A 22,359-nucleotide genomic window follows, 5' to 3' on the forward strand; every position below is an offset into this window, starting at 1 on the left:
AATCGCCGCGAGATCCGGCTCCAAGAAACTCGCCATCATCGCCGTCGCAAGGAAACTCCTCACCGTCCTCAACGCAATGCAACGCCAACAAAAACAATACGCCTGAAAACACAGTTGCCAGGCCTCGACATTGCCAGCCCGCATTTGCCGCAAAGCTACCGCCGCATCCGCCCGCGCAGCCAGAAAATGCCAAAGAAGGCGACGAGGAAAAGCGCAGCGATCGCCCCGGCGAGCCACGGAGACACCTCGATTGCGGCCAGCATGATCGTCGGCATGAAATAGGCCACACCGCCGAACCCTATCAGGATCGCGGCGGTCGCCAGCATCGTGTTGCGCGTTTCGCGGTTCATGAATCATCCTTCTTGACCGCAAATTCCTCGAGCCGCTTTTTCTGGCGCCCGTCGCGGTCGAAATTGTCCTCGTCGAGCCACGCCTCGAATGCGTCGCGGCGCGCCGGCCAGTCGGCATCGATCATCGCATACCAGGCCGTGTCGCGATTCTCGCCCTTGACGATCATGTGCTGGCGGAACACCCCCTCATAGTCGAAACCGAGCCGGCGCGCAGCGCGACGCGATGGCACGTTGCGGTCGTTGCACTTCCATTCGAACCGGCGATAACCAAGATCGTCGAAGACATGACGCATGAGAAGGAAGATAGCTTCCGTCGCCAGACGCGTGCCGGTCATTTCCGGGCCCCAGTAGATGTGACCGACTTCGGCAACGCCGTTCGTCCTGTCGATGCGCATCAGCGCGAGGCGACCCTTGGCGCGCCCATCCGCCTTGTCCACGGCGGCGAAGAAGAGCGGATCGGCCGCGGTCTGGAAGCGCTCGAACCACGGTTGCAGCGCGGCACGATCGGCAGGCGGGAAATCGGGAAGATAACGCATGCGCTCTTCCGCATCGGGCACTGATTTTGCCGCAAACAGCGCATCGCCATGGTCTTCGGCGCTGATCGGCTCCAGCCGGATATAGCGTCCGTCATGCACTTGCCGATGAGGGATGGCCTTCGGCGACCAGTCGGCGAACTTAGCGGCCACGGCGTTTCTCCACGTTTGACATCCGGCAAGAGCGCTCCCACAAACGGCTATGATCCGCAATAAGGGAGGTTGGACCAAACCAATGATCCAGACGATTTCCGCATTCGAGCGTATCGGCGAGGAAAATGCATTCGCCGTGCTGGCCCGCGCGACCGAACTCGCCCAATCGGGCAAGGACATCATTAATCTGGGCATCGGCCAGCCGGATTTCCGCACCCCGGACCACATCGTCGAAGCCGCGATCAAGGCGCTGCGCGACGGCCATCACGGCTACACGCCTGCGACCGGCCTTCTTGCGACCCGCGAAGCTGTAGCCCGCCGCACATTTACGACAACCGGCGTTGAGATTTCGCCCGAATGCGTGATGATCATGCCGGGCGGCAAGCCGACCATGTATGCCGCGATCGTCATGTTCGGCGAACCGGGCGCGGAAATTCTCTACCCCGATCCCGGCTTCCCCATCTATAAATCCATGATCGACTTCACGGGCGCGAAAGCCGTGCCCGTGCCGATCCGCGAGGAGAACGGCTTCGCCTTCTCCGCCGAGGAAACCCTCTCCCTGATCACGCCGAGGACGCGGCTTTTGATCCTGAACTCGCCGGCCAATCCGACAGGCGGCGTGACGCCGCGCGCCGAAATCGAGAAGCTGGTGAAGGGGCTGGCAGTGCATCCGCATGTCGCGATCCTGTCGGATGAAATCTACGACGTCATGACCTATGACGGCGAGAGCGCCACGTCGCTGCTCCAGTTTCCCGAAATCCGCGACCGGCTGATCGTGCTCAACGGCTGGTCGAAGACCTGGGCGATGACGGGCTGGCGCATGGGCTGGTCGATCTGGCCCGATGCGCTTTACGGCAAAGTGCGCAAGCTCGCGGTCAATTGCTGGTCCTGCGTCAACGCACCGTCGCAATATGCCGGCATCGCTGCCATTGACGGGCCGCAGGACGAGGTGGACAGGATGATGCGCGCCTTCGACCGCCGCCGCCAGGTCGTGGTCGAGGGGCTGAACGCCATCGACGGCATCTCCTGCATCACGCCGAAGGGTGCGTTCTACGCCTTCCCGAACATCAAGGAAACGGGCCGGCCGGCCAAGAAGCTCGCCTCCCAGCTTCTGGAAGAAGCCGGCGTCGCGCTGATCGCCGGACCGGATTTCGGCACGCTCGGTGAAGGCTATATCCGCCTCTCCTACGCCAATTCGGAAGAAAACATCCTGCGCGCGCTGGAACGCATCGAATCCTTCCTCGCCCGCTGATCACATGCCGTAATAGAAATAGATCGCGATGCAGGTCGACACGCCGACGATGACGTTCATCGGAATGCCGATCTTGAGGAAATCCGCGAACCGGTAGTTCCCGGCACCGTAGACTAGCGTGTTGGTCTGGTAGCCGATCGGCGTGGCGAAGCTGGCGCTTGCCGCGAACATCACCACCACGACAAGCGGGCGCGGATCGACGCCGATCTGGCTCGCGAGCCCGATGACGATCGGCGTCATCACGACGGCGACCGCGTTGTTGGTGATCATCTCTGTCAGTGTCGATGTCAGCAGATAGACGATGATGAGCGTCACGAGCGGCGATCTGCCGCCGAGATATGGGGCGACCCATCCGGCGACGAGATCGATCGCGCCGGTGCGCTGCATGCCGATGCCGATCATCAGCATGGCGAAGATCAGGATCAGAATGCCGCCGTCGATCGAACCCCACGCCTCCTCGCTGTCGATGCAGCGCAGGATCAGGATGGCGACAACGGCGACGATGGCAAGGATGGAGATATCCGCCACGTTGAAGGCCGCGAGCAGGATGACGCCGCCGAGTGCACCCAGCGCGATCGGCGCCTTGGAACGGCGGAATGCCCGGCCCGCCGTCTCCGTGACCGAGACGAGATAGCCTTGCTGCGTCATGGTATCGAGCCCTTCGGGCGGCCCCTCCAGAAGCAGCTTGTCCGCCGGGCGCAGGAGCACACTGTCGAGATCCGGCCCCGGAATATGCTGGTGGCGGTGCGCGCCGAGGATACGCACGCCGAACCGACTGCCGAGCGCGAGGCGGGCGATCTTCTGGCCCATCGATGCACGATGCGGTGCGACCACGGCTTCCACGATCTGCGTTTCAGACGGCATGCCGCCAAGTCGCGTCCGCCCGACCCGCAGATATTCCGCTTCGTTGAGCGTCAGCACTTCCGATGCTGTCGCCGTCACGATCAGCCGATCGCCCTTTTTCAGCACCTTTTCGGGAAGCTCGTCACGAATCACCTCGCCGCCGCGCTTGATGCCGAGAATGCGAAGTCCGGGCAGCTTGAAGACGCCGAGTTCCTTTATCGGCTCGTTCTCGATCGCCTTGTCGTCGAGAATGGCGATCTCGGTCAGGAACTCCGAATCCGTCGTCGTGGACGTATCGGGGCGGTCGGGCAGCAGCCAGCGCCCGAAGACGAGCATCAACAGGATTCCCGAAACCGCCGTGACGATGCCGACCGGCGTGATCTCGAAGATGGAAAACGCCTCCATGCCCATTTCGCGCGCCACGCCGTCGACGAGAAGATTGGTCGATGTGCCGATCAGCGTACAGGTGCCGCCGAGGATCGCAGCGTAGGAAACGGGGATGAGCAGCCGGGTCGAGGCGATACTGAGCTTCTGGGCCAGCTTGATCGTGATGGGAATGAGGATCAGCACCAGCGGCGTGTTGTTGATGAAACCGCCGATCGCCACCGTGCCGAGGAGGAGCAGGCCGATCGCCGGTGCGGGCCGGTTGGACGACCAGTCGAGGATGAATCCGGCGACACTTTCGAGCACGCCAGCGCGCACCAGCGCACCCGTCAGGACGAACATGGCGGCAATGGTGATCGGCGCGGCGTTGGAAAACACAGACATCGCGTCCGCTGCCGGCAGCAGCCCGGACACGACGAAGGCCGCCGCGCCCGCCGATGCGGTCACTTCCGGCGGAAACCGCTCGAAGAGAAAGGCGACGAAAGTAACGAACACGATCGCGAGCGCCACATAGGCCTCATGACCTGCAATCAGTTCCTGCATATGAAGCCCCGTCCCCATGGGCATATGGACTAGTTTTCTAACGGAGCGGATGCCCCTACGGTTCCCCGAGAGCATGTTCCGGCGTTGGCACAGATCAAATTGCCGTTCGATGTTCTGGAAAAACGCAAAAGAAGGCGGCCATTCATGGCCGCCTGAGTTTGGAACCGGTGCTTGGGAGGAGGAACGTCCGATTCGTTCGTTAAGAATGCGCTTCGAACCTTAACCGAAGCTTAACGCCACGAGGTAGCGCTTTTCAGCACCCTCGCCCTGCTCCGGTTGTGCGCATGAAATCGGAAATGTCGGCAAGGGTGGGCGCACTGCCGCGCAACGGCGCGGAAATGGCGCCGACGATGTTGATATGGCCCGCTCCTGGATAGATGCGCGCTTGCGACCGATTGCCGGAACGCTGAAGGGCGTCCGCCAGATCGACGCTGTCCTGCGCCTCGACCGTTCGGTCCGATCTGCCGTGAAGGAGAAGCGACGGCGGCTTGCGGCCTGCCGTGAAATTGATCGGCTGGCTGTCCGCCCGCGTCGCCTCGGGAAAGATGCGCCGATAACGATCGCTGGTCAGCGGCAGGAAATCGTAAGGCCCCGCGATGCCGACGAACCCGGCGATCGAGCCGCATGGCGAAAGGCCCCGTCGCCGAAGATATCTTTCGTCCAGCGTGAGCAGCGCGCCGATTTGCGCGCCCGCCGAATGCCCAACGACGAAGATAGGCCGCCCTTGCGCGACGTTCGCGGTGACATAAGCAAGCGCATCCGCCGCGTCATCCACGAAGGCAGGGAAAATCGCGTCGGGATAAGTGCGATAGTCGGGAATTGCGACGATGAACCCCTCATCCGCCAGTGCATTGCCGACGAAGCGATAAGTCGCCTTGTCGCCGCTCGACCAGCTTCCGCCATACAGAAACATGATGACCGGCGCGTCGGACGCAGCACCCGCCGGGCGGTAGATATCCATGCTATCGAGTGGATTTGCGCCATAGGAAACGCCGGTCTCGGCAACCACGTCGTCGCTGTCGGTCATCGAATTGACGATGCCGACCGCCCCGCCGCAGGCGGAAAGAAAAATACCGGAGAAGAAGATAAACAGCAGGCGGAGGGAAGTCATGGTCACCCGTGGCTTTGGCTCACGGGCAACAACGAACCTTAACGGTCAAAGTTTCGTCAGACTTTCACGCCCGCGACATTCGCCTCGATGTGATCGACCAGCCCGTCTTCGAGGCCGAGCCGACCGGCGAGCATGTCGAGATAGCCGCGCTCGGCGCGTGTTTCCGGCTCGATGGTCAGGCGCGAGGCGGTGTAGATTTCCACGCGCTGCTCCTCGGTCTGAGCGGCGCTGACGAGATCGTCCACATTGACCGGCTTTTCGAGTTCGGCAAGCAGGAACTGTTCGCCTTCCGCGTCGAGCCCCGCATCGCCGAGCCGGCCCGCGATTTTCTGCCGCTCGGCATGGTCGATATGGCCGTCGGCCTTGGCCGCAGCGATCATTGCACGCACGATGGTGAGCGCGAATGCATCCTCGCCCTGCGGCGCGCGGGCCGGATTGAAACCGTTGTTTTCGGGAGGCGGGAGAAGTTCGGGCTGTGCGTCGGGCGTGGGTTGCTGCGGCTTCTGCCCGCTCTGGTAGTCCTGATAGGCCTTATAAGCGAGGCCCGCGATCGCCGCCATTCCGCCGATCTTCACGGCCGAACCGGCGAACTTGCGGCCCTTACCCGTCAGGAGAATGCCGGCCAGTGCCGCCGTCGCCATCGGATTGTCCTTGGCGAGTTGACCGAGCCGGCCGACACCGCCCGATAGCCCGCCACCGGCCAACCCGCCGCTTGCAAGACCACCAAGACCACCGGCAAGCCCGCCGAGGCCGCCGCCTGCCCCACCTTGGCCTGTGCCGCCGGGCCGAGCGCCGGAGCCGGAAGCGCCGAGGAGACTGTCGATGATTTTCTTCGGGTCGAACATGGTGCTTTCCTCTTCAACACTGGGCCTTCGCGATTGGTGTCGAATTAGCTAGGGGACCATATAAGCCTTTACAATGGCGCGTGGGTTCAACTGCCGATATGCGCCCTGCCCTTCGCCCTTGCCTGTTTCACCTGCCGCTGGCGCTCCGCGTAGCGCATGCGGTCGCGGTCGCTGCGCTCGTCGTGACAATGGATGCAGGCGACGCCCTCGACATGGTGCGGCGACTGGCGGTCGGCGATTGTCAGCGGACGCCGGCACGCCCGGCACAATTCCGCTTCGCCCTCGCCCAATCCATGCGTGACGCCGACACGCTCGTCGAAGACGAAGCACTCGCCCTGCCAGAGGCTTTCGCCTTCCGGGACCTCTTCGAGATAGCGCAGGATGCCGCCCTTCAGATGATAGACATCGGCGATGCCGACCGATTTCGCATAGGCCGTCGCTTTTTCGCAGCGTATCCCGCCCGTGCAGAACATGGCGATTTTCCTGCCTTCGAGACGTTCGCGGTTTGCCTCGACCCAGGCCGGAAACTCACGGAAACTCTCGGTGCCCGGATCGATCGCGCCGGCAAAGGTGCCGAGGCCGATTTCGTAAAGATTGCGTGTGTCGACGACGACCGTGTCCGGGTCGGCGATCAGCGCGTTCCAGTCGGCCGGCTCGACATAGGTTCCCGCGTCCCGCTCCGGGTCGATCCCCTCCACACCCATGGTGACGATTTCGGCTTTCAAACGCACCTTCAGCCGGTGGAACGGCATGTGCGACGCCGTCGAGTATTTCACGTCGAGCCCCGTCAGTTCCGGCAACGCGTCGAGATGGGCGACAAGCGCGTCGATGGCGTCGGCCTCACCTGCCACCGTCCCGTTGATGCCTTCATGCGCCAGCAGCAGCGTGCCCTTGATGCCGTGCGCGGTGCAGAATGCCGCCAAAGGCTCGCGCAATTCGCGCCAGCCGTCGAGCCGGGCAAACCGGTAAAGCGCGGCGACCTTGATGGGTGTTTCGTGAGCGGCACTGTTCATAGGCTGGCTGATTAAGGCTTTCCGAAAAGCTTCGCAACTTATCCCCACCCGCGCCATACAGGAGAAAATAATCCTCTTCGATCAAGAGAGGACTTCGCCATGCTCGATTCCCGGATGCGCACCGTTATTGCAAAAGTCGCCCGATCCTTCGATCTCGACCCGGCCGCGCTCGCCGCCGTGGCCCATGTCGAAAGCAACCTCGTCACGCACGCCGTCATCGACGGAAGGCACGAACCACTGATCCGTTTCGAAGGCCACTATTTCGATCGCCGCCTGTCCGGCGAAGCGCTTGAAAAGGCACGGCGGCAGGGTCTCGCCTCGCCCCGCGCCGGGGCGGTCAGAAATCCCGCATCGCAGGCGGCACGCTGGAAACTGCTGGCCACCGCACGCGCCGTCGACGCACGCGCGGCAGACGAATCGACGTCCTGGGGCATCGGCCAGGTCATGGGCGCGCACTGGGCATGGTTGGGCTTCGCCTCGGTCGACGCGCTCGTGGCCGAGGCGCGTGACGGTGTGGAAGGTCAGGTGCGGCTGATGGCGCGCTACATCGACAAAGCCGCGCTTCGCGCCGTTCTGGCGTCGCGCGATTGGGTGGCATTAGCCCGCGCGTATAATGGACCGGGCTTCGCTTCGAATGCCTATGACGCAAAGCTCGCCCGCGCGTTCGCCCGCTATGACAAGCTCGACTGGCAGACTGCATCGGCCACCCTGCGGCGCGGCGACCGGGGCGAAGCGGTCGCCGATCTCCAGCGCCGCCTCGTGGCGCGTGGCGCGGAACTCGCGATCGACGGGCAGTTCGGCCCGTCGACCGAACAAGCGCTTCGCAGCTTCCAGACCGCGCGGCGATTGCCCGCCACGGGCATCGCCGACGACGCGACGTTGAACGCTCTCGAGCGTCGCTTTTTCGTCAATCGCATCGTGTCCTTTCTTAAATCCTTGTTCGTGCAGCGATAGCGTTACGACAACACCCATGCTAATCGGTTGAAAAAAGGAGAGCCGACATGACTGCATCTCAGGCCGAACGTCTACGGTCGCTTATCGGGAACCAACCGGTCATCCCGGTCATCCGTATCGACGATGTGGCGACGGCTGTTCCTATGGGGCATGCGCTCGTCGCCGGCGGCCTGCCGGCGATCGAGATCACCTTGCGCACGCCGGACGCGCTGGAGGCCATACGCCGCGTCGCCGAGGAGGTGCCGGGCGCAGTCGTGGGGGCCGGAACGATCCTTGATACGGCGCAGTTCGAAGCGGCCGAAAAGGCCGGCGCGCGCTTCATCGTCAGCCCCGGAACGACGCAGGAACTGATCGACGCCGCCCGGTCGAGCGCCGTGCCGTTCCTGCCGGGCGCGACGACGGCCAGCGAAGTCATGGCCATGCGTGAGGAAGGCTACGGCTTCCTGAAATTCTTCCCCGCCGAACAGTCTGGCGGCGCGCCCTTCCTCAAGGCGATCGCGGCACCCATTCCCGATATGGTTTTCTGCCCGACCGGCGGCGTATCGCCGTCCAACGTCGCGTCCTATCTCGCGCTGCCCAACGTCGTCTGCGTCGGCGGGTCGTGGGTCGTCCCCGACGCAGCGGTGAAGGCCGGCGACTGGGGCGCGATCGAACGGCTTTCACGCGAAGCTGCAAGCCTGCGGTAGCGGATTCGAACATGAACGAACGAAAACGGCGGCCATCGGCCGCCGCTTTCGTTCGTTCGGACGCAGCTTCAGTTGAAGCGCGCGACCGACATGAACTGCACGGCCTGCCCGGAGAACCGGTTCGTATCGGGCTGCGCATCGGCCTGCTGGAAGCCTTCCGTGTAGATGATCGCCGGCGGCGTGCGGACGATGTTGTAGGCGAAGGACGGCGCCGTCGTGCCGTTGGAAACCTCCGCCACGCGGCCCGGCTCCAGCGCCCAGCGCGCAACTTCCGGCGTCGCGTCCACGGCGCGGGAGCGACGTGCCTGGCGAATGTCCGTTGCGGATGGCTTGCCGAGCTTGGCCGTGGTGCGCACGCCCGATTCGATCGCCATCATCGGAGACACACCCTCGGTCCGCGCCATCAGCGCGGCACGAGGCGAGGATTCAAGCGCGGCGACCTGCCGCTGCTTGATCGCATTGGCCGCTTCCCGCTCGCTCCGCGCCTCGCCAAGCGCATTCACGTCGAGGTCGAGCGGCGCGGCGGCAGGCATATCGGGGAGCGCGGCCAAAGCGAGAACCTCGCCGGCCGTGGTGCCGTCGCCGACGGCAGGCACGGCTGTTGCCGTATTTTCGTTCACGATCACCCCGGCCCGCGCGATCTTCGTATCGTCACGCAGAATCTGGCTGATCGCATCCGACCCGCCGCGGTTCGGCCGCTCGGCAAGAAGCGCCGCGATCGGCACGCCGGCTTCGGGCGTCTTGATCGATGCGACAAGCGCATCGGCCTGTGCTTCGGGCGTCGGCGTGTAATCCGGACGGCGCGTCGGAAGCGGGATATTGAGCGCGACCTCGGTAGCCGTCGCGGCCTGCTCGGTCGAAGATGCGTCGAAACTTTCCTCCATGGCCGCTGCTGCGACCGTGGGTGCGGCCGGTGGCGCGCCGACTTCGACTTGCGGACGTGGCGCGGCAAGCGGAACAGGCACAGAGCGCGCCGGCAAGGCGGCGACGATCGTTTCGGGTGCCTGAGGCACAGGCGCCGCGACCGGAGCCTGTGGTGTCGGTGCGGAGGCACGGGCCGGCGCTGCCGATGGCGATTGGCCGCTATCCGTGATCGTCTGGCCTGCGGACGAATTGCCGCCGCCACGGCCGAAGATGCCTGCGAGCAATCCGCCGCCTCCACCGCCACCGCTGCCGCCCGCACTGGCGACCGCGAATGCGCCGCTGGACTGGCGGGACTTATAAGCAGCCATCGCCTGCTGGTAACCAGGGAGCGGCTTGCCGTCGGACGGGACGTGGATCGTGTTCCCGTTCGGGAACAGGGCGACCAGATCGTTGCGGCGCATGCGCGGCCAATGACGGACATTGCCCGTGTCGAGGTGCACGAACGGCGCGCCGGATGTCGGATAATAGCCGACACCGCCGCCTTCCATCCGCAGACCCGCCGCGCGAAGTTCGGCCAGCCTGACGCCGGGGATGTAGAAATCGATCGCCCGGCCGCGCGTGTGCTGGCTGTTGTCGGCAACGCCGCTCGAGCGCGAACGCAACATGCCGTTGGTCTTCGAGGAGCGATAGGCCGAGACGATATGGATCGGCTCGCGTCCACCGACCTGCTGATACACCTCCCAAAGGAGGTCGAGCAGGCGAGGGTCCATCTTCGTCGGCTCGTTCTGCCGCCAGTCGCGCAGGAAGCGGTTCAGCTCGTTGAGACCGTTCTGGTCGTAGCGGCTGCCGTTCTTGAACGTGATCTGCGCGCGTTCCTTGGTATGGATATTATAAAGGTTCAGCGTGCGTGCCTGCGCATCGGCCTTGCCGGTTGCGCACAGCAGGAGAGCGAAGGTGATCATAAGAGCCACGAGGGCCGGGCGGCTGAAGACAGCGCCGTAGATCCACCGATTATTCTGCATTCCAGCGATACTGATCAAAACATCTCGCCTTGTCGGCTGTTGAGTGTCCCCGGACCGATTTCCGGACGTCGATTATCGTCCGAATATCAGCGCTAATGGTTAATCAGCACTTAGTGCGGCCATTTACGGTTTGACGATGACGAAATCGCGACGCATGCCGCATGATCGAAACCGTCGTTAACTGCCTGAAAAATGGCTATCGCTCCGTTACGGAACCGTCAAGACGCGAGCCGGCCGGCACGCCCCTCGTCCGCCTCTATCCCCATCTCCTTGAGCTTGCGATAGAGGGTCGAACGTCCGATACCAAGACGGCGCGCAACCTCGGAAAGCCGCCCGTCATAGTGATCGATGGCAGCCTGGATCGCCTGCCGCTCGATATCGGCAAGCGGCCGTATCTGACCGCTTGCATCGAGCAGAGAAACCATCATTTCCGCTTTGAAATCAGTTTCTTGTTCATGCTCAACTGTGGACGGCCCCGTCAAAACCGAGGTTCGTGCCTCGTGAATGGGCATCGCATCGATTTCGGCGGCGATCTGCGGGAAGTCCGCGGCCTCGATTGCATCGCCATCGGCCAATACCGCAGCGCGAAAGATAACATTTTGCAACTGCCTGATATTTCCGGGCCAGTCATAGGCGATCAGCAGATCGCGCGCGCCCGTAGACAGTGTCCGCGCGGTGACGGGAGCGGCTGCGCGCGCCTGATCAAGAAAAAGATCCGCAAGTCGCGCGATTTCGTCGGTGCGGCTACGCAACGGCGGGATCGGGATCGAAAGCACATTGAGCCTGTAATAGAGATCCTCGCGGAATGTCCCGTCGGCCATGCGTCGTGCCAGATCGCGATTGGTCGCCGAGATCAGGCGCACATCGACTTTGATCGTATGACGCGCGCCGACCGGATCGACCTCGCCCTCCTGTATTGCGCGAAGGAGCTTGACCTGCGCCTCGAGCGGCAATTCACCGACCTCGTCCAGGAAAAGCGTGCCGCCGTCTGCCTCCACGAACTTGCCGAGATGCTTTTCCGTGGCGCCGGTGAACGCGCCCTTCTCGTGGCCGAACAGGATGCTCTCGACCAGATGCTCGGGGATGGCCCCGCAATTGACGGTGACGAAGGGCTTGTCCCGACGTGCGCCGGCAGCGCGGATGGCACGCGCCAGGACTTCCTTGCCGACGCCGGTCTCGCCTTCGATGAGGATCGGCATGTCGGTCGCCGCTGCCTTGCGGGCAAGCTGGGCCGCACGGCGCGCGGCCGGCGACACGCCGAGTTCGTCAAGCGTTATCGACCGGTCTTTGCCGGAGGTGCCGCGCTTCCTTGCCCTGCCCGTGAGCGCACCGACCTTGATCGCGGTCTCGATGGAGCTTCTCAACCGCTCTGGCGCGACCGGCTTGACGACGAAGTCGAACGCGCCGAGCCGCATGGCGGACACGGCGGTGTCGATCGTGCCTTGCGCGGTCTGGACGATCACGGGCGTCGAAAGGCCCGCCTTGGCAAGAGCTTCGAGCACGTCGATGCCGGACATTTCAGGCATCGCGAGGTCGAGCAAGACGGCCGCGATGGCTTCTCGATCCGCCGACGTCAGCCGTTCGAGCCCCACGCGTCCATTCTCGGCGGTGATGGCTTGATATCCGAACCGCGTGACGAGCGCCTCGACCAGCCGTCGCTGGACGGGATCGTCGTCGATGATCAGAATGCTGCCGGCCATGACGCCCATGCCATTTTTGCGTTGCCTATCGCCATATGATTGCTCCACACTGGCACAACTCCATGAACAGGCGCTCAAGAAGACCGGTGAACGAAGCCTTACCGTCCCGCGCCTAAAACCAATCTGTCCCGAGGAATTTTCATGACTTTGATGCAAGAGCCGTTCGCTGCCGTCCATGCTCCGGCGACCACGGCGCGCGCCGCTGGCGAGTTCGGCGATCTGCCCGAGTGGAACCTTGCCGATCTCTACGCCTCGATCGACGCGCCGGAACTGAAGGCGGATATTGCGCGCTCGCGAAGCGATGCCGAGGCTTTCGAAACGCGCTGGAAGGGAAGTCTCGAAGCCGAGGCGAAGAAGGGTCGCGACGGCGGGCTCGGCCAAGCCATGCAGGAATACGAGGCGCTTGAGGAACTGATCGGCAAGATCGCGTCCTACGCCGCGCTTCTCTACACTGGCGACACGTCCGACCCCAGGCGCGCCAAGCTTTATGGCGACGTGCAGGAAAAGCTCACCGACGCATCGTCGCATCTGCTCTTCTTCACGCTGGAGATGAACCGGCTCGACGACGCCCTGATCGATGCCGCGCTCGACGCCGACCCGGCCTTCGGCCGCTACCGGCCATGGATCGTGGATCTTCGGCAGGACAAGCCGTACCAGCTCGAAGACCGCATCGAACAGCTTTTCCATGAAAAGTCGGTGACGGGGCGCGGCGCGTGGAACCGGCTCTTCGACGAGACCATGACGGCGCTGCGTTTCGAGATCGATGGCGAAACCCTGCCGCTGGAGCCGACGCTCAACAAGCTTCAGGACCCCTCGCCCGAAATTCGCAAGAAAGCTGCGGAAGCGCTGGCGGCGACCTTCAAGGAAAATCTTCGCACCTTCACGCTGATCACCAACACGCTCGCCAAGGACAAGGAGATTTCCGACCGCTGGCGCGGATTCGAGGATATCGCGGATTCGCGCCATCTGGCGAACCGGGTCGAACGCGAGGTGGTCAACGCGCTGACTTCGGCGGTGCGCGAAGCCTATCCGCGCCTGTCGCACCGCTACTACGCGATGAAAGCAAAGTGGCTCGGCATGGAGAAGATGAACCACTGGGACCGCAACGCGCCGCTGCCGGAAACGCCGAAAGCGGTCATCTCATGGGCTTCCGCGCGCGAGACGGTCTTGTCGGCCTATGAAGGCTTCGACCCGAAGATGGCCGAGATCGCCGGCCGCTTCTTCGACAAAAACTGGATCGACGCGCCCGTGCGTCCGGGCAAGTCGCCAGGCGCCTTCGCGCATCCGACGGTACCCTCGGTCCATCCCTATGTGATGCTGAACTACATGGGCAAGCCGCGTGACGTGATGACGCTCGCCCATGAACTCGGTCACGGCGTCCATCAGGTGCTTGCCGCCGATCAGGGGGCGTTGATGTCGTCGACGCCGCTGACGCTCGCCGAAACGGCCTCCGTTTTCGGCGAGATGCTGACCTTCCGCTCACTACTCGACCGAACGAGCGACAAGGCGGAGCGCAAGGCGATGCTCGCCCAGAAGGTCGAGGACATGATCAACACGGTCGTGCGCCAGATCGCGTTCTACGAATTCGAGCGCAAGGTTCACACCGAACGCAAGAATGGCGAACTGACGCCTGACCAACTCGGCCAGTTCTGGCTCGAAGTGCAGGCCGAGAGCCTTGGGCCGGCAATCGCCCTGCGTGAAGGCTACGAGACCTTCTGGGCCTACGTGCCGCACTTCATCCACTCGCCGTTCTACGTCTACGCCTACGCGTTCGGCGATTGTCTGGTGAACTCGCTCTATGGCGTCTACCAGTCCGCCGAGCCGGGCTTTCAGGAGAAATATTTCGCGCTTTTGAAGGCGGGCGGCACCAAGCACCACTCCGAACTGCTCGCGCCTTTCGGCCTCGACGCGACCGACCCCGACTTCTGGAAAAAGGGCTTGTCGGTCATCGAAGGGCTGATCGACGAACTGGAAGCGCTCGACAAAGGCTAGCGCTTGGCAGGCGCGTCCAGCTTTGCAAGCAGCGCCTGCTTCGTCTTCCGGTCGCAAAATGCCGCCTCGATCGCGGTTCGGGTCAGTGCCGTAAGTTCCTTGTCGGACAGCCCGAACTCGGTCCGGCCGATTTCGTATTCGCGCTTCAGCGACGTCCAGAAATAGGGCGGATCGTCGGAACTGAGCGTGACCTTGCAGCCGGCCGCGCGCAGTTCCGGGAACGGATGGTCGGCAAGCGAGGGGAAGACTTTCAATTCGATGTTTGAGACGGGACAGACCTCCAGCACGACACCGGCATCTGCGATGCGTTTGACGAGGTCGGCATCCTCGATGGCGCGCACGCCATGCCCGATGCGTGCGGGGCGGATATGGTCGAGCGCGTCGCGTACGCTTTCAGGTCCGCCGAATTCTCCGGCGTGAACCGTAATGCCGAGCCCGGCCTCGCGCGCGATCTCGAAGGCGCGGACATAGTCCTCCATAGTCCCCATGCGCTCGTCGCCCGCCACGCCGAAGCCGGTGACGAGCTTATGATCGCATTTTGCCGCAAAGCGGGCGGCTTTTTCGATCGACTCCACGCCGACATGACGCACTCCGGTAACGATCATGCGGCCTTCGATACCGGTCTTCGCCTTTGCCCGTTCCATGCCTTCGCCGAGAGCGTCGGTGTAGGCTTTTGGCGACAGGCCGGCCTTCACGGCATGATCGGGCGAGGTGAAGACCTCCGAATAGATCGCGCCGTCGCGGGCGATGCTCGTCAGATAGTGTTCGGCAAGACGGGCATAGTCCTCTTCCGACCGGAACAGATCGGCCGCCTCGTCATAGGCATTGAGAAACGTCGTGAAATCGGTCCAGACGAAAGAGCCGTCCTTGATGAAGTGGGAGACGTCCTTGCCATATTTGCGCGCCTGCGCCTCGACGAGTTCGGGCGCCGCTGCGCCCTCGATGTGGCAGTGGAGTTCGGCCTTGAGAACCATCTTCGACTTTCTTATTTCGTTTTTCGGCGCGGCTCTTCATCGCGGGCTGGAAGATAGCGCCGCAACAGCCGATCGGCTATGGTCGCGGCGATTTTCAGGCAGGTACAGGTGAAATCGATGTCGGACACGCGCACCACCGCACAAGGCGGGATGGAAACCTCCTACGGTTTCCGCCATGTGGCCGAAGGCGAAAAACAGCCGCTCGTCAACGACGTGTTCCACAAGGTCGCCGAACGCTACGATGTCATGAACGATCTGATGTCAGCCGGGCTTCACCGCGTCTGGAAAAACGCGATGGTGACGTGGCTGAACCCGCCGCGCCGCGCCGGCTGGAAGGTGCTCGACGTCGCGGGCGGGACCGGCGACATCGCCTTTCGCATCGTCGAGGCGTCGGACCGCAATGCGCACGCAACCGTGCTCGACATCAACGGCTCGATGCTGGCGGTGGGCCGCGATCGCGCCGTCAAGCGCAAGCTCGACCCGTATCTGAGCTTCGTCGAGGCAAATGCGCAGGAGCTGCCATTCGAGGACGCCTCGTTCGACGCCTATACGATCGCCTTCGGCATCCGCAACGTGCCGCGCATCGACAAGGCGTTGTTCGAAGCGTTCCGCGTGCTGAAGCCGGGCGGACGGTTCCTGTGCCTCGAATTCTCCGACGTGGAGATGCCGATCCTCGACAAGGTCTATGAGGCATGGTCCTTCAACGCGATCCCGCAGATCGGCAAGGTCGTGGCGGGTGACGGCGAGCCCTATCGCTATCTGGTGGAATCGATCCGCAAATTTCCCAACCAGACCAATTTCGCCGCGATGATCAACGACGCCGGTTTCGAGCGCGCGACGTGGCGCAACTATTCCGGCGGCATCGCCGCGCTCCATTCGGCCTGGAAGCTTTGAGGTCGGCGCGCGCATGACCACCCCCGTCGCCTATATCCGGCTCGCACGGGCCGGCTGGATTCTCGCGCGCGAAGGCGTGATCGCTGCCCTGCCCGGCGACCAGCTCGATGGCCCGCCGCGCGTCGCATGGAACATCGCCCGCTGGCTCGCCCGGCCCCGCTCCCGCAAGCGCGACGCCGCCGACCGCATGTCGAACGCCGTCGACCGGCTGGGACCGTCCTATGTGAAGCTCGGCCAGTTTCTCGCCACGCGGCCGGACGTCGTCGGCGCGGACGTCGCCACGCAACTGGCGCTGTTGCAGGACCGCATGTCGACCTTTCCGACAGCGAAGGCGCGCGCCGAGATAACCGAATCGCTCGGCCGGTCGGTCGAAGAGCTTTATCTGTCGCTCGACGAGCCGATCGCCGCCGCTTCCATCGCACAGGTCCATCCCGGCCGCGTGATGCGCGACGGGCGCGAAACTCCTGTGGCCGTAAAGGTCATCCGCCCCGGCGTGCGCCACCGCTTCGCACATGATCTCGAAGGTTTCTTCCTCGCCGCACACATGCAGGAGCGCTTCATTCCCTCCTCGCGGCGGCTGAAGCCTGTCGAGGTGGCGAAGACGCTCGCGCAGACCACCAAGATCGAGATGGATTTGCGGCTCGAAGCCGCCGCGCTTTCCGAACTCGGCGAGAACACCGCCGACGATCCGGGGTTCCGCGTGCCGTGGGTGGACTGGGAACGCACCGGCCGCGACGTCATCACGATGGAGTGGATCGACGGCGTCAAGATGTCGGACATCGACGGCATGCGCGCCGCCGGCCACGATTTGCCGCATCTGGCCGCCGTGCTGATCCAGTCCTTCCTGCGCCATACGCTGCGCGACGGTTTCTTCCATGCCGACATGCATCCGGGCAATTTGTTCGTCGAGGCGAACGGCACCATCGTCGCGGTCGATCTCGGCATCGCCGGACGGCTCGGCAAGAAGGAACGGCGGTTCCTCGCCGAAATCCTCTTCGGCTTCATCACGCGCGATTATGTGCGCGTCGCCGAGGTCCATTTCGAAGCCGGCTACGTGCCGCGCACCCACGACGTGCGCGCCTTCGCGCAAGCGATCCGCGCCATCGGCGAGCCGATCCACGGACAGCCGGCCGAAACGATCTCGATGGCGCGGCTTTTGACGTTGCTGTTCGAGGTCACCGAACTCTTCGACATGGAGACGCGGCCCGAACTGCTTCTGCTCCAGAAAACGATGGTCGTGGTCGAGGGCGTCGCGCGCACGCTCGATCCCGCCTTCAACATGTGGAAGACCTCCGAACCCGTCGTCGGCGACTGGATCAGAGGCAATCTCGGCCCGCGCGGTTTCCTTGAAGATGCCCGCGACGGCGCGGGCGCGCTTCTCGCCCTCGCCCGGCAAGCCCCCGAACTTGCGGCACGCACCGAGCGGCTGACGCGCGAGATCGACGCGATGGCGGAAAACGGACTGCGTTTCGACGACGAAACGGCAAAGAAGATCGGCAAGGCCGAAGCGCGCCATACCCGGTCGGGGCGTATCGCGCTTTGGGTAATCGCGGCGGCGGCGGTCTTCATCGCGTGGCAGGTGGCGTGACTGCATTGCAGTCAATGCCAGCATTGCAGTCAAATTAGTTCTGCACTATTTTGTCTGGATATACGGGAGCCAGACATGGGCAACATGACCGTTCGCAGGATCGATGACGAAGTAATGCGGGATCTGCGGATCAGCGCTGCCAGGCGTGGCGTTTCCATGGAACAGGAGGCGCGCGACCGTCTACGGCGGCCCCTGCCAGCAAAAGGTGCCGATTCCGGCAGCCCGAACCAGTGGCATGCGAAGGCGACGCTGGCAGAACTGCTTGCGCTGGGTATCCGGCCGGACAAACCGATCGATCACAAGGCAGAGTCGGATACGCTTTACGACTATATGGAAAAGAACTGATCCATGGTGGTCGATACATCGGCGATCGTCGCAATCCTGCGTGCGGAGGACGAGGCCGAAGCCTTCGCCCTTGCGCTCGGCACTGCGCGCGGCGCCGTGATGGGCGCATCGACCTATCTGGAAGCGGGCCTTGTCATGACCAACGACAAGTCGCCACGCGGGCTGGAGCGACTGAATATCCTGATCGACAAGGCCGATATCGAAATCGTACCGACAACGCCCGACGAAGCAATCATCGGGATCGCCGCGCATCGGAACTACGGTAAAGGCACCGGCCACCCGGCAAAGCTCAACTTCGGGGACTGCTTCTCCTACGCGCTGGCGAAATCGCGAAATCTGCCGCTTCTGTTCAAAGGCGACGATTTCATCCATACCGACATCGAACCGGCGGTGAAGCCGGCCTGAGGCGGTGGACATGACCCTTTCCGGCAAACGCATTCTCCTGATCATCTCGGGCGGCATCGCCGCCTACAAGTCACTGGACCTGATCCGCCGCTTGCGTGAGCGCAGCGCGAAGGTGCGCTGTGTGATGACGCGCGGGGCGCAGGAGTTCGTGACGCCACTGTCGGTCGGCGCTCTGTCGGCCGATCACGTCTTCACCGAACTCTTCGACCGGCAGGACGAGCACGATGTCGGCCATATCCGCCTGTCGCGCGAGGCCGATTTGATCGTCGTCGCGCCGGCCAGCGCCGACCTGATGGCCAAGATGGCGAACGGATTGTGCGACGACCTCGCATCGACGGTGCTTCTGGCGACCGACAAGAAGGTGCTCGTCGCGCCCGCGATGAATCCGAGAATGTGGGCACATCCCGCCGCACAGCGAAACCGCGCCGCACTGGAAGCCGACGGCATCGCCTTCGTCGGCCCAGCGCGCGGCGAGATGGCTGAAAGCGGTGAGGCGGGCGAAGGCCGCATGGCCGAACCGCTGGAGATCGTCGCGGCGATCGAACGTCATTTCTCGACCGGCACCGCTCCCCTTTGCGGCAAAAGGATTGTCGTCACATCCGGTCCGACGCACGAGCCGATCGACCCGGTGCGCTACATCGCAAACCGCTCATCCGGCAAGCAGGGCCACGCGATAGCGGCAGCGCTTGCCCGCCTCGGCGCGAAGGTCACGCTGGTTTCCGGCCCCGTTTCCGTTCCCGATCCGGAAGGCGTCTATACGGTCCATGTCGAGACCGCGCGGCAGATGAAGGAAGCCGTCGAGGCGGCCCTGCCCACCGATGCCGCCATCTTCGTCGCCGCAGTCGCCGACTGGCGAGTGGAAAGCGAGACGGGGCAGAAGATCAAGAAAGGCGTAGGCGAAGGCGCGCCGGTGCTGACGATGACGGAGAACCCGGACATCCTCGCGACCATCGGTCATCACGCGCAGCGGCCGAAACTCGTCATCGGCTTCGCCGCCGAGACGGAAAAGGTGCTGGACCACGCCCGCGCCAAGCTGGCGAAGAAGGGTGCCGACCTGATCGTCGCCAACGACGTGTCGGCATCGGGCGCGACCAGCGCCGGCGGCATCATGGGCGGAGCGAAGAACCGCGTGACGATCCTCTCGGCCGACAGCGCCGACGCGTGGCCCGAACTCACCAAGGACGAGGTCGCAGAACGGCTGGCCCGCCTGATCGCCGAGCGACTGAAAACGGGCTGACGCCCGTCAGGCCAAAAGGCGTTTCCGGAAACGCGCGATCGACGATTGCTGAAGATCGCTCGCGCCATTGTAGGCTTCCGCGACTTTCGTCAGCATGTCGATGAGATCGTTCTTTTCGCTCTCCCGCAAGCGTTCGCGCAGCAAGGGCGTGAGCTCGTCGCTGACCATGGAAAAGAACGCGCGGCTTTCCGTATAATCCCAGCCCTTTTCGAACATGGTCTGCGGTTTCTCGATGCCGAGCGGATCGGCCATGCAATTCAATATCGTCGTCTTTTCCTGCGCGGTGACCGGCGAGCCGGTTCTGACGAGCTGGATCATCAGGATCGTGGCCGCGAGCTGCGGGTCGTTGACCCGAGACAGCCTGGTGCCGAAGAACTGCCGGAACGAGGACTTCGCCCGCCGCTGCAAGCCTTGCGTATCGCGGTTCAGTTCCTTCGCCGCGCCATAGGCGCCATGCGCACGAACCACGAAGAAGATGATTGCGGCGGCAACCGCCAGAACACCGACAATAATATGCATCGCGATCCGGACTTTAGCGGGCTTCAAGCGACCCGCAGAAGGACTGACGTGCAAATACAGCCTAGCTTGCTTCCTGCGTCAACATGATGAGGTTGCCGCAACCGTCCTCGACGAGCGCGACGCGCACATTCGTGCCGGCCTCCCCATCCGGCGGACCGCGGAACGATACGCCCATCTTTGACAAGCGCTCATAATCCGCATCGATGTCGTCCGAGCCGAAGGACGTCACCGGGATGCCGTTGTCGTAGAGCGCCTTCTGGTACACCTTTGCAAACTCGAAGCCCGCCGGCTCCAGAAGCAGTTCGACGCCCGAGCCATCCGGATTTTCGACGGTTAGCCAGCGCCCGCCGTCGAAGGGGATATCGCGTTTCTTCACGAATCCGAGCATGTCGACATAGAAGCGCTCTGCCTTGTCCTGATCGTTGACGGGAATTGCGGACACGTTGATGCGGATCATGTTCGACCTCCTTCAGGGGTAACTGGATCAGGCGACTTTCTCGATGCTGTCGTGAAGCGGAGTTGCGTGCCTTCGCCCTCAGGTTCCAGTTCGAACACCAGCTTCGTGCCTTTCCATTCGCCCGTGTCGCGCAGGAAGCTAATCCGCGCATCCACGACCTCCCATACGATCTTGCGACCGGGAACGAGTTCGACGGTCCTTTGCCTGCTGAAGTGCAGATTCTCTTAGCGATAGCTCCATTCCTCGCCGATAGTGTCAGCGTCGCCTTCGATCTCCACACCCCACCAGGAGCGGGGGGTCGAGGATCGCGCGAAATGCGTCTGCCGGCGATTTGTCGACGATGATCGTGGTGGTGAAATTCGTCACGACATTTCCTCCTTCACGCCGAATTTCTGTCTGTAGACAGTTTCGAGCGCACCGATGGTCGACCAGAAGCCGCGCGGCGTCTCGTTCGTCAGGATGTCGATCAGGACGCCCAGATGCGAATCCCAGCCGCTCGCCACGCTCACCATCGTCCGTCCATCGGGAAGCTTGCGATGGGTGAGCACGAGGCGTGTCCGGTCGCCTTGCGCGAACAGTTCGAACGTGACCTCGCTGCGCTCCGCCTCGCTTTCGTCGCCGGGCCAGACATAGGTCAGCCGTTGCGGCGGCTTGAATTCGACCACCTCCCCGACACGCACGGCGGGACCAACCGTGTAGCGAAACCGTTCCGGCGTCCCCTCGTGCGAAAGCTCGCCATTGCGGAAGATATGCTCGACACGGCCGCCCTTGCGCGGCTCCATGATGCCTTCCGCGAGCCATTTCCGGCGCTTGTCGGAGTCGATCAGATACGACCAGACGCGATCGACCGTACCCGGCAGCACACGTTCGATGCGCACGGTATCCGGTGCGACGATGATGCCGTTGCCCTCGTCGGAGCGGCGGTGAAGCTGCGCGTCGAGCGCAGCCAACATCGTCTTCCAGCCCTGACGGCTGCCCTCGCCCCACTCATCGAACATGTCGGCGGCCATCTCGTGCGTCAGCGTAAGTTCGCAGCCCGTGTCGAGCCGCGTGATCTCGACGGTCACCCGATCGTAGGCCGGCGAGAATTGCGGCACGGCAAAGGTGAAGACGAGACGGTGCGGCCGATCGATCTCCAGATATTCGCCGACATGGCGGATTTCATCGTCTGCGCGCTTGTCGACGAAGGTGAACGTGCCGCCGACCTTCGGCTCGCTCTTCGCCACCACGATCTCGCCGCCCGGAATGGTGAAAAGCCATCTGCGCGCCATTTCGGGATCGAGCCAGGCATCGAATACCCGCTCCGGCGAAGCCTCCAGCCTGCGTGTCACGGTAAGGCTTTGGGTGTCAGTCATGCGTCTTTCCCTCCTCGGCCGACAAGAGCGCTTCCAGCGCGTCGAGCCGTGCGTTCCAGAATTTCTCGTAGCGGGCGAGCCAGTCCTTCGCGTGCTTCAGCCGCGCGGCATCGAGGGTGCAGCGATGCGTGCGTCCACGAACCTCGCGCCTGACGAGCCCGGCGCTTTCGAGCACGCGGATATGCTTCGACGCGCCGGCGAGCGACATGTCGAACGGCGCAGCGAGATCGCTCACGCTTTGCGGGCCGGCGGACAGGCGCTCGACCATAGCGCGCCGCGTTCCATCCGAAAGCGCATGGAATACGGCGTCGAGTTCGATAGGCTGAAATTGAACCATATG

Annotated in this window: 22 protein-coding genes; 9 read left to right on the forward strand and 13 right to left on the reverse strand. The window is 63.4% G+C overall.

Annotated elements, in window-relative coordinates:
* Positions 1 to 155: 155 nt before the first annotated feature.
* Positions 156 to 350 carry a hypothetical protein gene (locus tag GTW25_RS20145; RefSeq protein ID WP_252914079.1) on the reverse strand — a complete coding sequence of 65 codons (195 nt, stop codon included), beginning with the start codon at positions 348 to 350 and terminating at the stop codon, positions 156 to 158.
* Positions 347 to 1,036, reverse strand: coding sequence for a GNAT family N-acetyltransferase (locus GTW25_RS20150; protein WP_252914080.1), 690 nt, complete (start codon positions 1,034 to 1,036; stop codon positions 347 to 349). Before GTW25_RS20150 ends, GTW25_RS20145 begins: the two co-directional genes overlap by 4 nt.
* 82 nt (positions 1,037 to 1,118) lie before the next feature.
* Between GTW25_RS20150 and GTW25_RS20155 the strand changes: the two genes are divergently transcribed.
* Entirely contained in the window at positions 1,119 to 2,288 is a 1,170-nt protein-coding gene (locus tag GTW25_RS20155; protein WP_252914081.1) for a pyridoxal phosphate-dependent aminotransferase, read from the forward strand.
* On the opposite strand, the gene GTW25_RS20160 is transcribed toward GTW25_RS20155, so the two are convergent.
* From GTW25_RS20160 to trhO, 4 genes are all read right to left on the reverse strand, one after another.
* Entirely contained in the window at positions 2,289 to 4,082 is a 1,794-nt protein-coding gene (locus GTW25_RS20160) for an SLC13 family permease (RefSeq protein WP_252914082.1), read from the reverse strand. It lies immediately after the preceding gene.
* 229 nt (positions 4,083 to 4,311) lie between these two features.
* Complete coding sequence (locus GTW25_RS20165) at positions 4,312 to 5,169, reverse strand: alpha/beta hydrolase (protein WP_252914083.1); 858 nt, start codon at positions 5,167 to 5,169, stop codon at positions 4,312 to 4,314.
* A 56-nt stretch (positions 5,170 to 5,225) separates the two neighbouring features.
* Entirely contained in the window at positions 5,226 to 6,014 is a 789-nt protein-coding gene (locus GTW25_RS20170; protein ID WP_252914084.1) for a tellurite resistance TerB family protein, read from the reverse strand.
* Between the two features lie 86 nt (positions 6,015 to 6,100).
* Positions 6,101 to 7,027: an oxygen-dependent tRNA uridine(34) hydroxylase TrhO gene (gene trhO, locus GTW25_RS20175; RefSeq protein WP_252914085.1), complete on the reverse strand. Its 927-nt coding sequence runs from the start codon at positions 7,025 to 7,027 to the stop codon at positions 6,101 to 6,103.
* Between the two features lie 99 nt (positions 7,028 to 7,126).
* On the opposite strand from trhO, the gene GTW25_RS20180 reads away from it, so the two are divergent.
* The gene (locus tag GTW25_RS20180) at positions 7,127 to 7,981 is read left to right on the forward strand and encodes an N-acetylmuramidase domain-containing protein (protein WP_252914086.1); all 855 of its coding nucleotides are present in this window, start codon (positions 7,127 to 7,129) and stop codon (positions 7,979 to 7,981) included.
* A gap of 47 nt (positions 7,982 to 8,028) precedes the next feature.
* Positions 8,029 to 8,667 (forward strand): 2-dehydro-3-deoxy-phosphogluconate aldolase, encoded by a 639-nt coding sequence (locus tag GTW25_RS20185; RefSeq protein WP_252914087.1) that lies wholly within the window; start codon positions 8,029 to 8,031, stop codon positions 8,665 to 8,667.
* A gap of 68 nt (positions 8,668 to 8,735) precedes the next feature.
* Here GTW25_RS20185 and mepK read toward each other — a convergent pair whose 3' ends face one another.
* Both mepK and GTW25_RS20195 read right to left on the reverse strand, forming a co-directional pair.
* Entirely contained in the window at positions 8,736 to 10,493 is a 1,758-nt protein-coding gene (gene mepK, locus GTW25_RS20190) for a peptidoglycan L,D-endopeptidase MepK (RefSeq protein WP_252914088.1), read from the reverse strand.
* A gap of 278 nt (positions 10,494 to 10,771) precedes the next feature.
* Entirely contained in the window at positions 10,772 to 12,253 is a 1,482-nt protein-coding gene (locus GTW25_RS20195) for a sigma-54-dependent transcriptional regulator (RefSeq protein WP_252914089.1), read from the reverse strand.
* Positions 12,254 to 12,403: 150 nt separating this feature from the next.
* Here GTW25_RS20195 and GTW25_RS20200 point away from each other — a divergent pair, with 150 nt between their 5' ends.
* Positions 12,404 to 14,245 (forward strand): M3 family oligoendopeptidase, encoded by a 1,842-nt coding sequence (locus GTW25_RS20200; RefSeq protein ID WP_252914105.1) that lies wholly within the window; start codon positions 12,404 to 12,406, stop codon positions 14,243 to 14,245.
* Here the strand turns inward: GTW25_RS20200 and GTW25_RS20205 are convergent.
* Complete coding sequence (locus GTW25_RS20205; RefSeq protein WP_252914090.1) at positions 14,242 to 15,219, reverse strand: adenosine deaminase; 978 nt, start codon at positions 15,217 to 15,219, stop codon at positions 14,242 to 14,244. The genes GTW25_RS20200 and GTW25_RS20205 overlap by 4 nt on opposite strands.
* Before the next feature lie 117 nt (positions 15,220 to 15,336).
* Here GTW25_RS20205 and ubiE point away from each other — a divergent pair, with 117 nt between their 5' ends.
* From ubiE to coaBC, 5 genes are all read left to right on the forward strand, one after another.
* A complete protein-coding gene (gene ubiE / locus GTW25_RS20210; protein ID WP_252914091.1) occupies positions 15,337 to 16,113 on the forward strand; it encodes a bifunctional demethylmenaquinone methyltransferase/2-methoxy-6-polyprenyl-1,4-benzoquinol methylase UbiE in 777 nt (258 codons plus the stop codon).
* A gap of 13 nt (positions 16,114 to 16,126) precedes the next feature.
* Positions 16,127 to 17,701: a 2-polyprenylphenol 6-hydroxylase gene (ubiB, locus tag GTW25_RS20215; protein WP_252914092.1), complete on the forward strand. Its 1,575-nt coding sequence runs from the start codon at positions 16,127 to 16,129 to the stop codon at positions 17,699 to 17,701.
* Between the two features lie 75 nt (positions 17,702 to 17,776).
* Positions 17,777 to 18,046 (forward strand): FitA-like ribbon-helix-helix domain-containing protein, encoded by a 270-nt coding sequence (locus GTW25_RS20220; protein WP_252914093.1) that lies wholly within the window; start codon positions 17,777 to 17,779, stop codon positions 18,044 to 18,046.
* Positions 18,047 to 18,049: 3 nt separating this feature from the next.
* A complete protein-coding gene (locus tag GTW25_RS20225; protein ID WP_252914094.1) occupies positions 18,050 to 18,451 on the forward strand; it encodes a type II toxin-antitoxin system VapC family toxin in 402 nt (133 codons plus the stop codon).
* 10 nt (positions 18,452 to 18,461) lie between these two features.
* Entirely contained in the window at positions 18,462 to 19,688 is a 1,227-nt protein-coding gene (coaBC, locus tag GTW25_RS20230) for a bifunctional phosphopantothenoylcysteine decarboxylase/phosphopantothenate--cysteine ligase CoaBC (protein WP_252914095.1), read from the forward strand.
* 6 nt (positions 19,689 to 19,694) lie between these two features.
* Here the strand turns inward: coaBC and GTW25_RS20235 are convergent, their stop codons facing one another.
* The 4 genes from GTW25_RS20235 to GTW25_RS20250 all read right to left on the reverse strand — a co-directional run bounded on the left by GTW25_RS20235 (position 19,695) and on the right by GTW25_RS20250 (position 22,356).
* Positions 19,695 to 20,207: a TerB family tellurite resistance protein gene (locus GTW25_RS20235; protein ID WP_252914096.1), complete on the reverse strand. Its 513-nt coding sequence runs from the start codon at positions 20,205 to 20,207 to the stop codon at positions 19,695 to 19,697.
* Between the two features lie 61 nt (positions 20,208 to 20,268).
* Positions 20,269 to 20,664, reverse strand: coding sequence for a VOC family protein (locus GTW25_RS20240; protein WP_252914097.1), 396 nt, complete (start codon positions 20,662 to 20,664; stop codon positions 20,269 to 20,271).
* 362 nt (positions 20,665 to 21,026) lie between these two features.
* Positions 21,027 to 22,019: an SRPBCC domain-containing protein gene (locus tag GTW25_RS20245; protein ID WP_252914098.1), complete on the reverse strand. Its 993-nt coding sequence runs from the start codon at positions 22,017 to 22,019 to the stop codon at positions 21,027 to 21,029.
* On the reverse strand, positions 22,012 to 22,356 hold the full coding sequence (locus GTW25_RS20250; RefSeq protein WP_252914099.1) for an ArsR/SmtB family transcription factor: 345 nt from the start codon (positions 22,354 to 22,356) through the stop codon (positions 22,012 to 22,014). Before GTW25_RS20250 ends, GTW25_RS20245 begins: the two co-directional genes overlap by 8 nt.
* Positions 22,357 to 22,359: the final 3 nt, after the last annotated feature.

The sequence above is a fragment of the Aliihoeflea aestuarii genome (assembly GCF_024105665.1).
In the GTDB taxonomy this organism is placed as follows: Bacteria; Pseudomonadota; Alphaproteobacteria; order Rhizobiales; family Rhizobiaceae; genus Aliihoeflea; species Aliihoeflea aestuarii.

Excerpts from the sequence above, each read along its gene's own strand:
- ubiE (WP_252914091.1), top strand. The coding sequence starts at position 15,337 with ATGTCGGACACGCGCACCACCGCACAAGGCGGGATGGAAACCTCCTAC.
- mepK (WP_252914088.1), bottom strand. The coding sequence starts at position 10,493 with ATGATCACCTTCGCTCTCCTGCTGTGCGCAACCGGCAAGGCCGATGCG.
- trhO (WP_252914085.1), bottom strand. The coding sequence starts at position 7,027 with ATGAACAGTGCCGCTCACGAAACACCCATCAAGGTCGCCGCGCTTTAC.
- GTW25_RS20165 (WP_252914083.1), bottom strand. The coding sequence starts at position 5,169 with ATGACTTCCCTCCGCCTGCTGTTTATCTTCTTCTCCGGTATTTTTCTT.
- GTW25_RS20160 (WP_252914082.1), bottom strand. The coding sequence starts at position 4,082 with ATGCCCATGGGGACGGGGCTTCATATGCAGGAACTGATTGCAGGTCAT.
- GTW25_RS20250 (WP_252914099.1), bottom strand. The coding sequence starts at position 22,356 with ATGGTTCAATTTCAGCCTATCGAACTCGACGCCGTATTCCATGCGCTT.
- GTW25_RS20220 (WP_252914093.1), top strand. The coding sequence starts at position 17,777 with ATGGGCAACATGACCGTTCGCAGGATCGATGACGAAGTAATGCGGGAT.
- ubiB (WP_252914092.1), top strand. The coding sequence starts at position 16,127 with ATGACCACCCCCGTCGCCTATATCCGGCTCGCACGGGCCGGCTGGATT.
- coaBC (WP_252914095.1), top strand. The coding sequence starts at position 18,462 with ATGACCCTTTCCGGCAAACGCATTCTCCTGATCATCTCGGGCGGCATC.
- GTW25_RS20240 (WP_252914097.1), bottom strand. The coding sequence starts at position 20,664 with ATGATCCGCATCAACGTGTCCGCAATTCCCGTCAACGATCAGGACAAG.
- GTW25_RS20145 (WP_252914079.1), bottom strand. The coding sequence starts at position 350 with ATGAACCGCGAAACGCGCAACACGATGCTGGCGACCGCCGCGATCCTG.
- GTW25_RS20200 (WP_252914105.1), top strand. The coding sequence starts at position 12,404 with ATGCAAGAGCCGTTCGCTGCCGTCCATGCTCCGGCGACCACGGCGCGC.
- GTW25_RS20185 (WP_252914087.1), top strand. The coding sequence starts at position 8,029 with ATGACTGCATCTCAGGCCGAACGTCTACGGTCGCTTATCGGGAACCAA.
- GTW25_RS20245 (WP_252914098.1), bottom strand. The coding sequence starts at position 22,019 with ATGACTGACACCCAAAGCCTTACCGTGACACGCAGGCTGGAGGCTTCG.
- GTW25_RS20235 (WP_252914096.1), bottom strand. The coding sequence starts at position 20,207 with ATGCATATTATTGTCGGTGTTCTGGCGGTTGCCGCCGCAATCATCTTC.
- GTW25_RS20195 (WP_252914089.1), bottom strand. The coding sequence starts at position 12,253 with ATGGCCGGCAGCATTCTGATCATCGACGACGATCCCGTCCAGCGACGG.
- GTW25_RS20180 (WP_252914086.1), top strand. The coding sequence starts at position 7,127 with ATGCTCGATTCCCGGATGCGCACCGTTATTGCAAAAGTCGCCCGATCC.
- GTW25_RS20155 (WP_252914081.1), top strand. The coding sequence starts at position 1,119 with ATGATCCAGACGATTTCCGCATTCGAGCGTATCGGCGAGGAAAATGCA.
- GTW25_RS20205 (WP_252914090.1), bottom strand. The coding sequence starts at position 15,219 with ATGGTTCTCAAGGCCGAACTCCACTGCCACATCGAGGGCGCAGCGGCG.
- GTW25_RS20170 (WP_252914084.1), bottom strand. The coding sequence starts at position 6,014 with ATGTTCGACCCGAAGAAAATCATCGACAGTCTCCTCGGCGCTTCCGGC.
- GTW25_RS20225 (WP_252914094.1), top strand. The coding sequence starts at position 18,050 with ATGGTGGTCGATACATCGGCGATCGTCGCAATCCTGCGTGCGGAGGAC.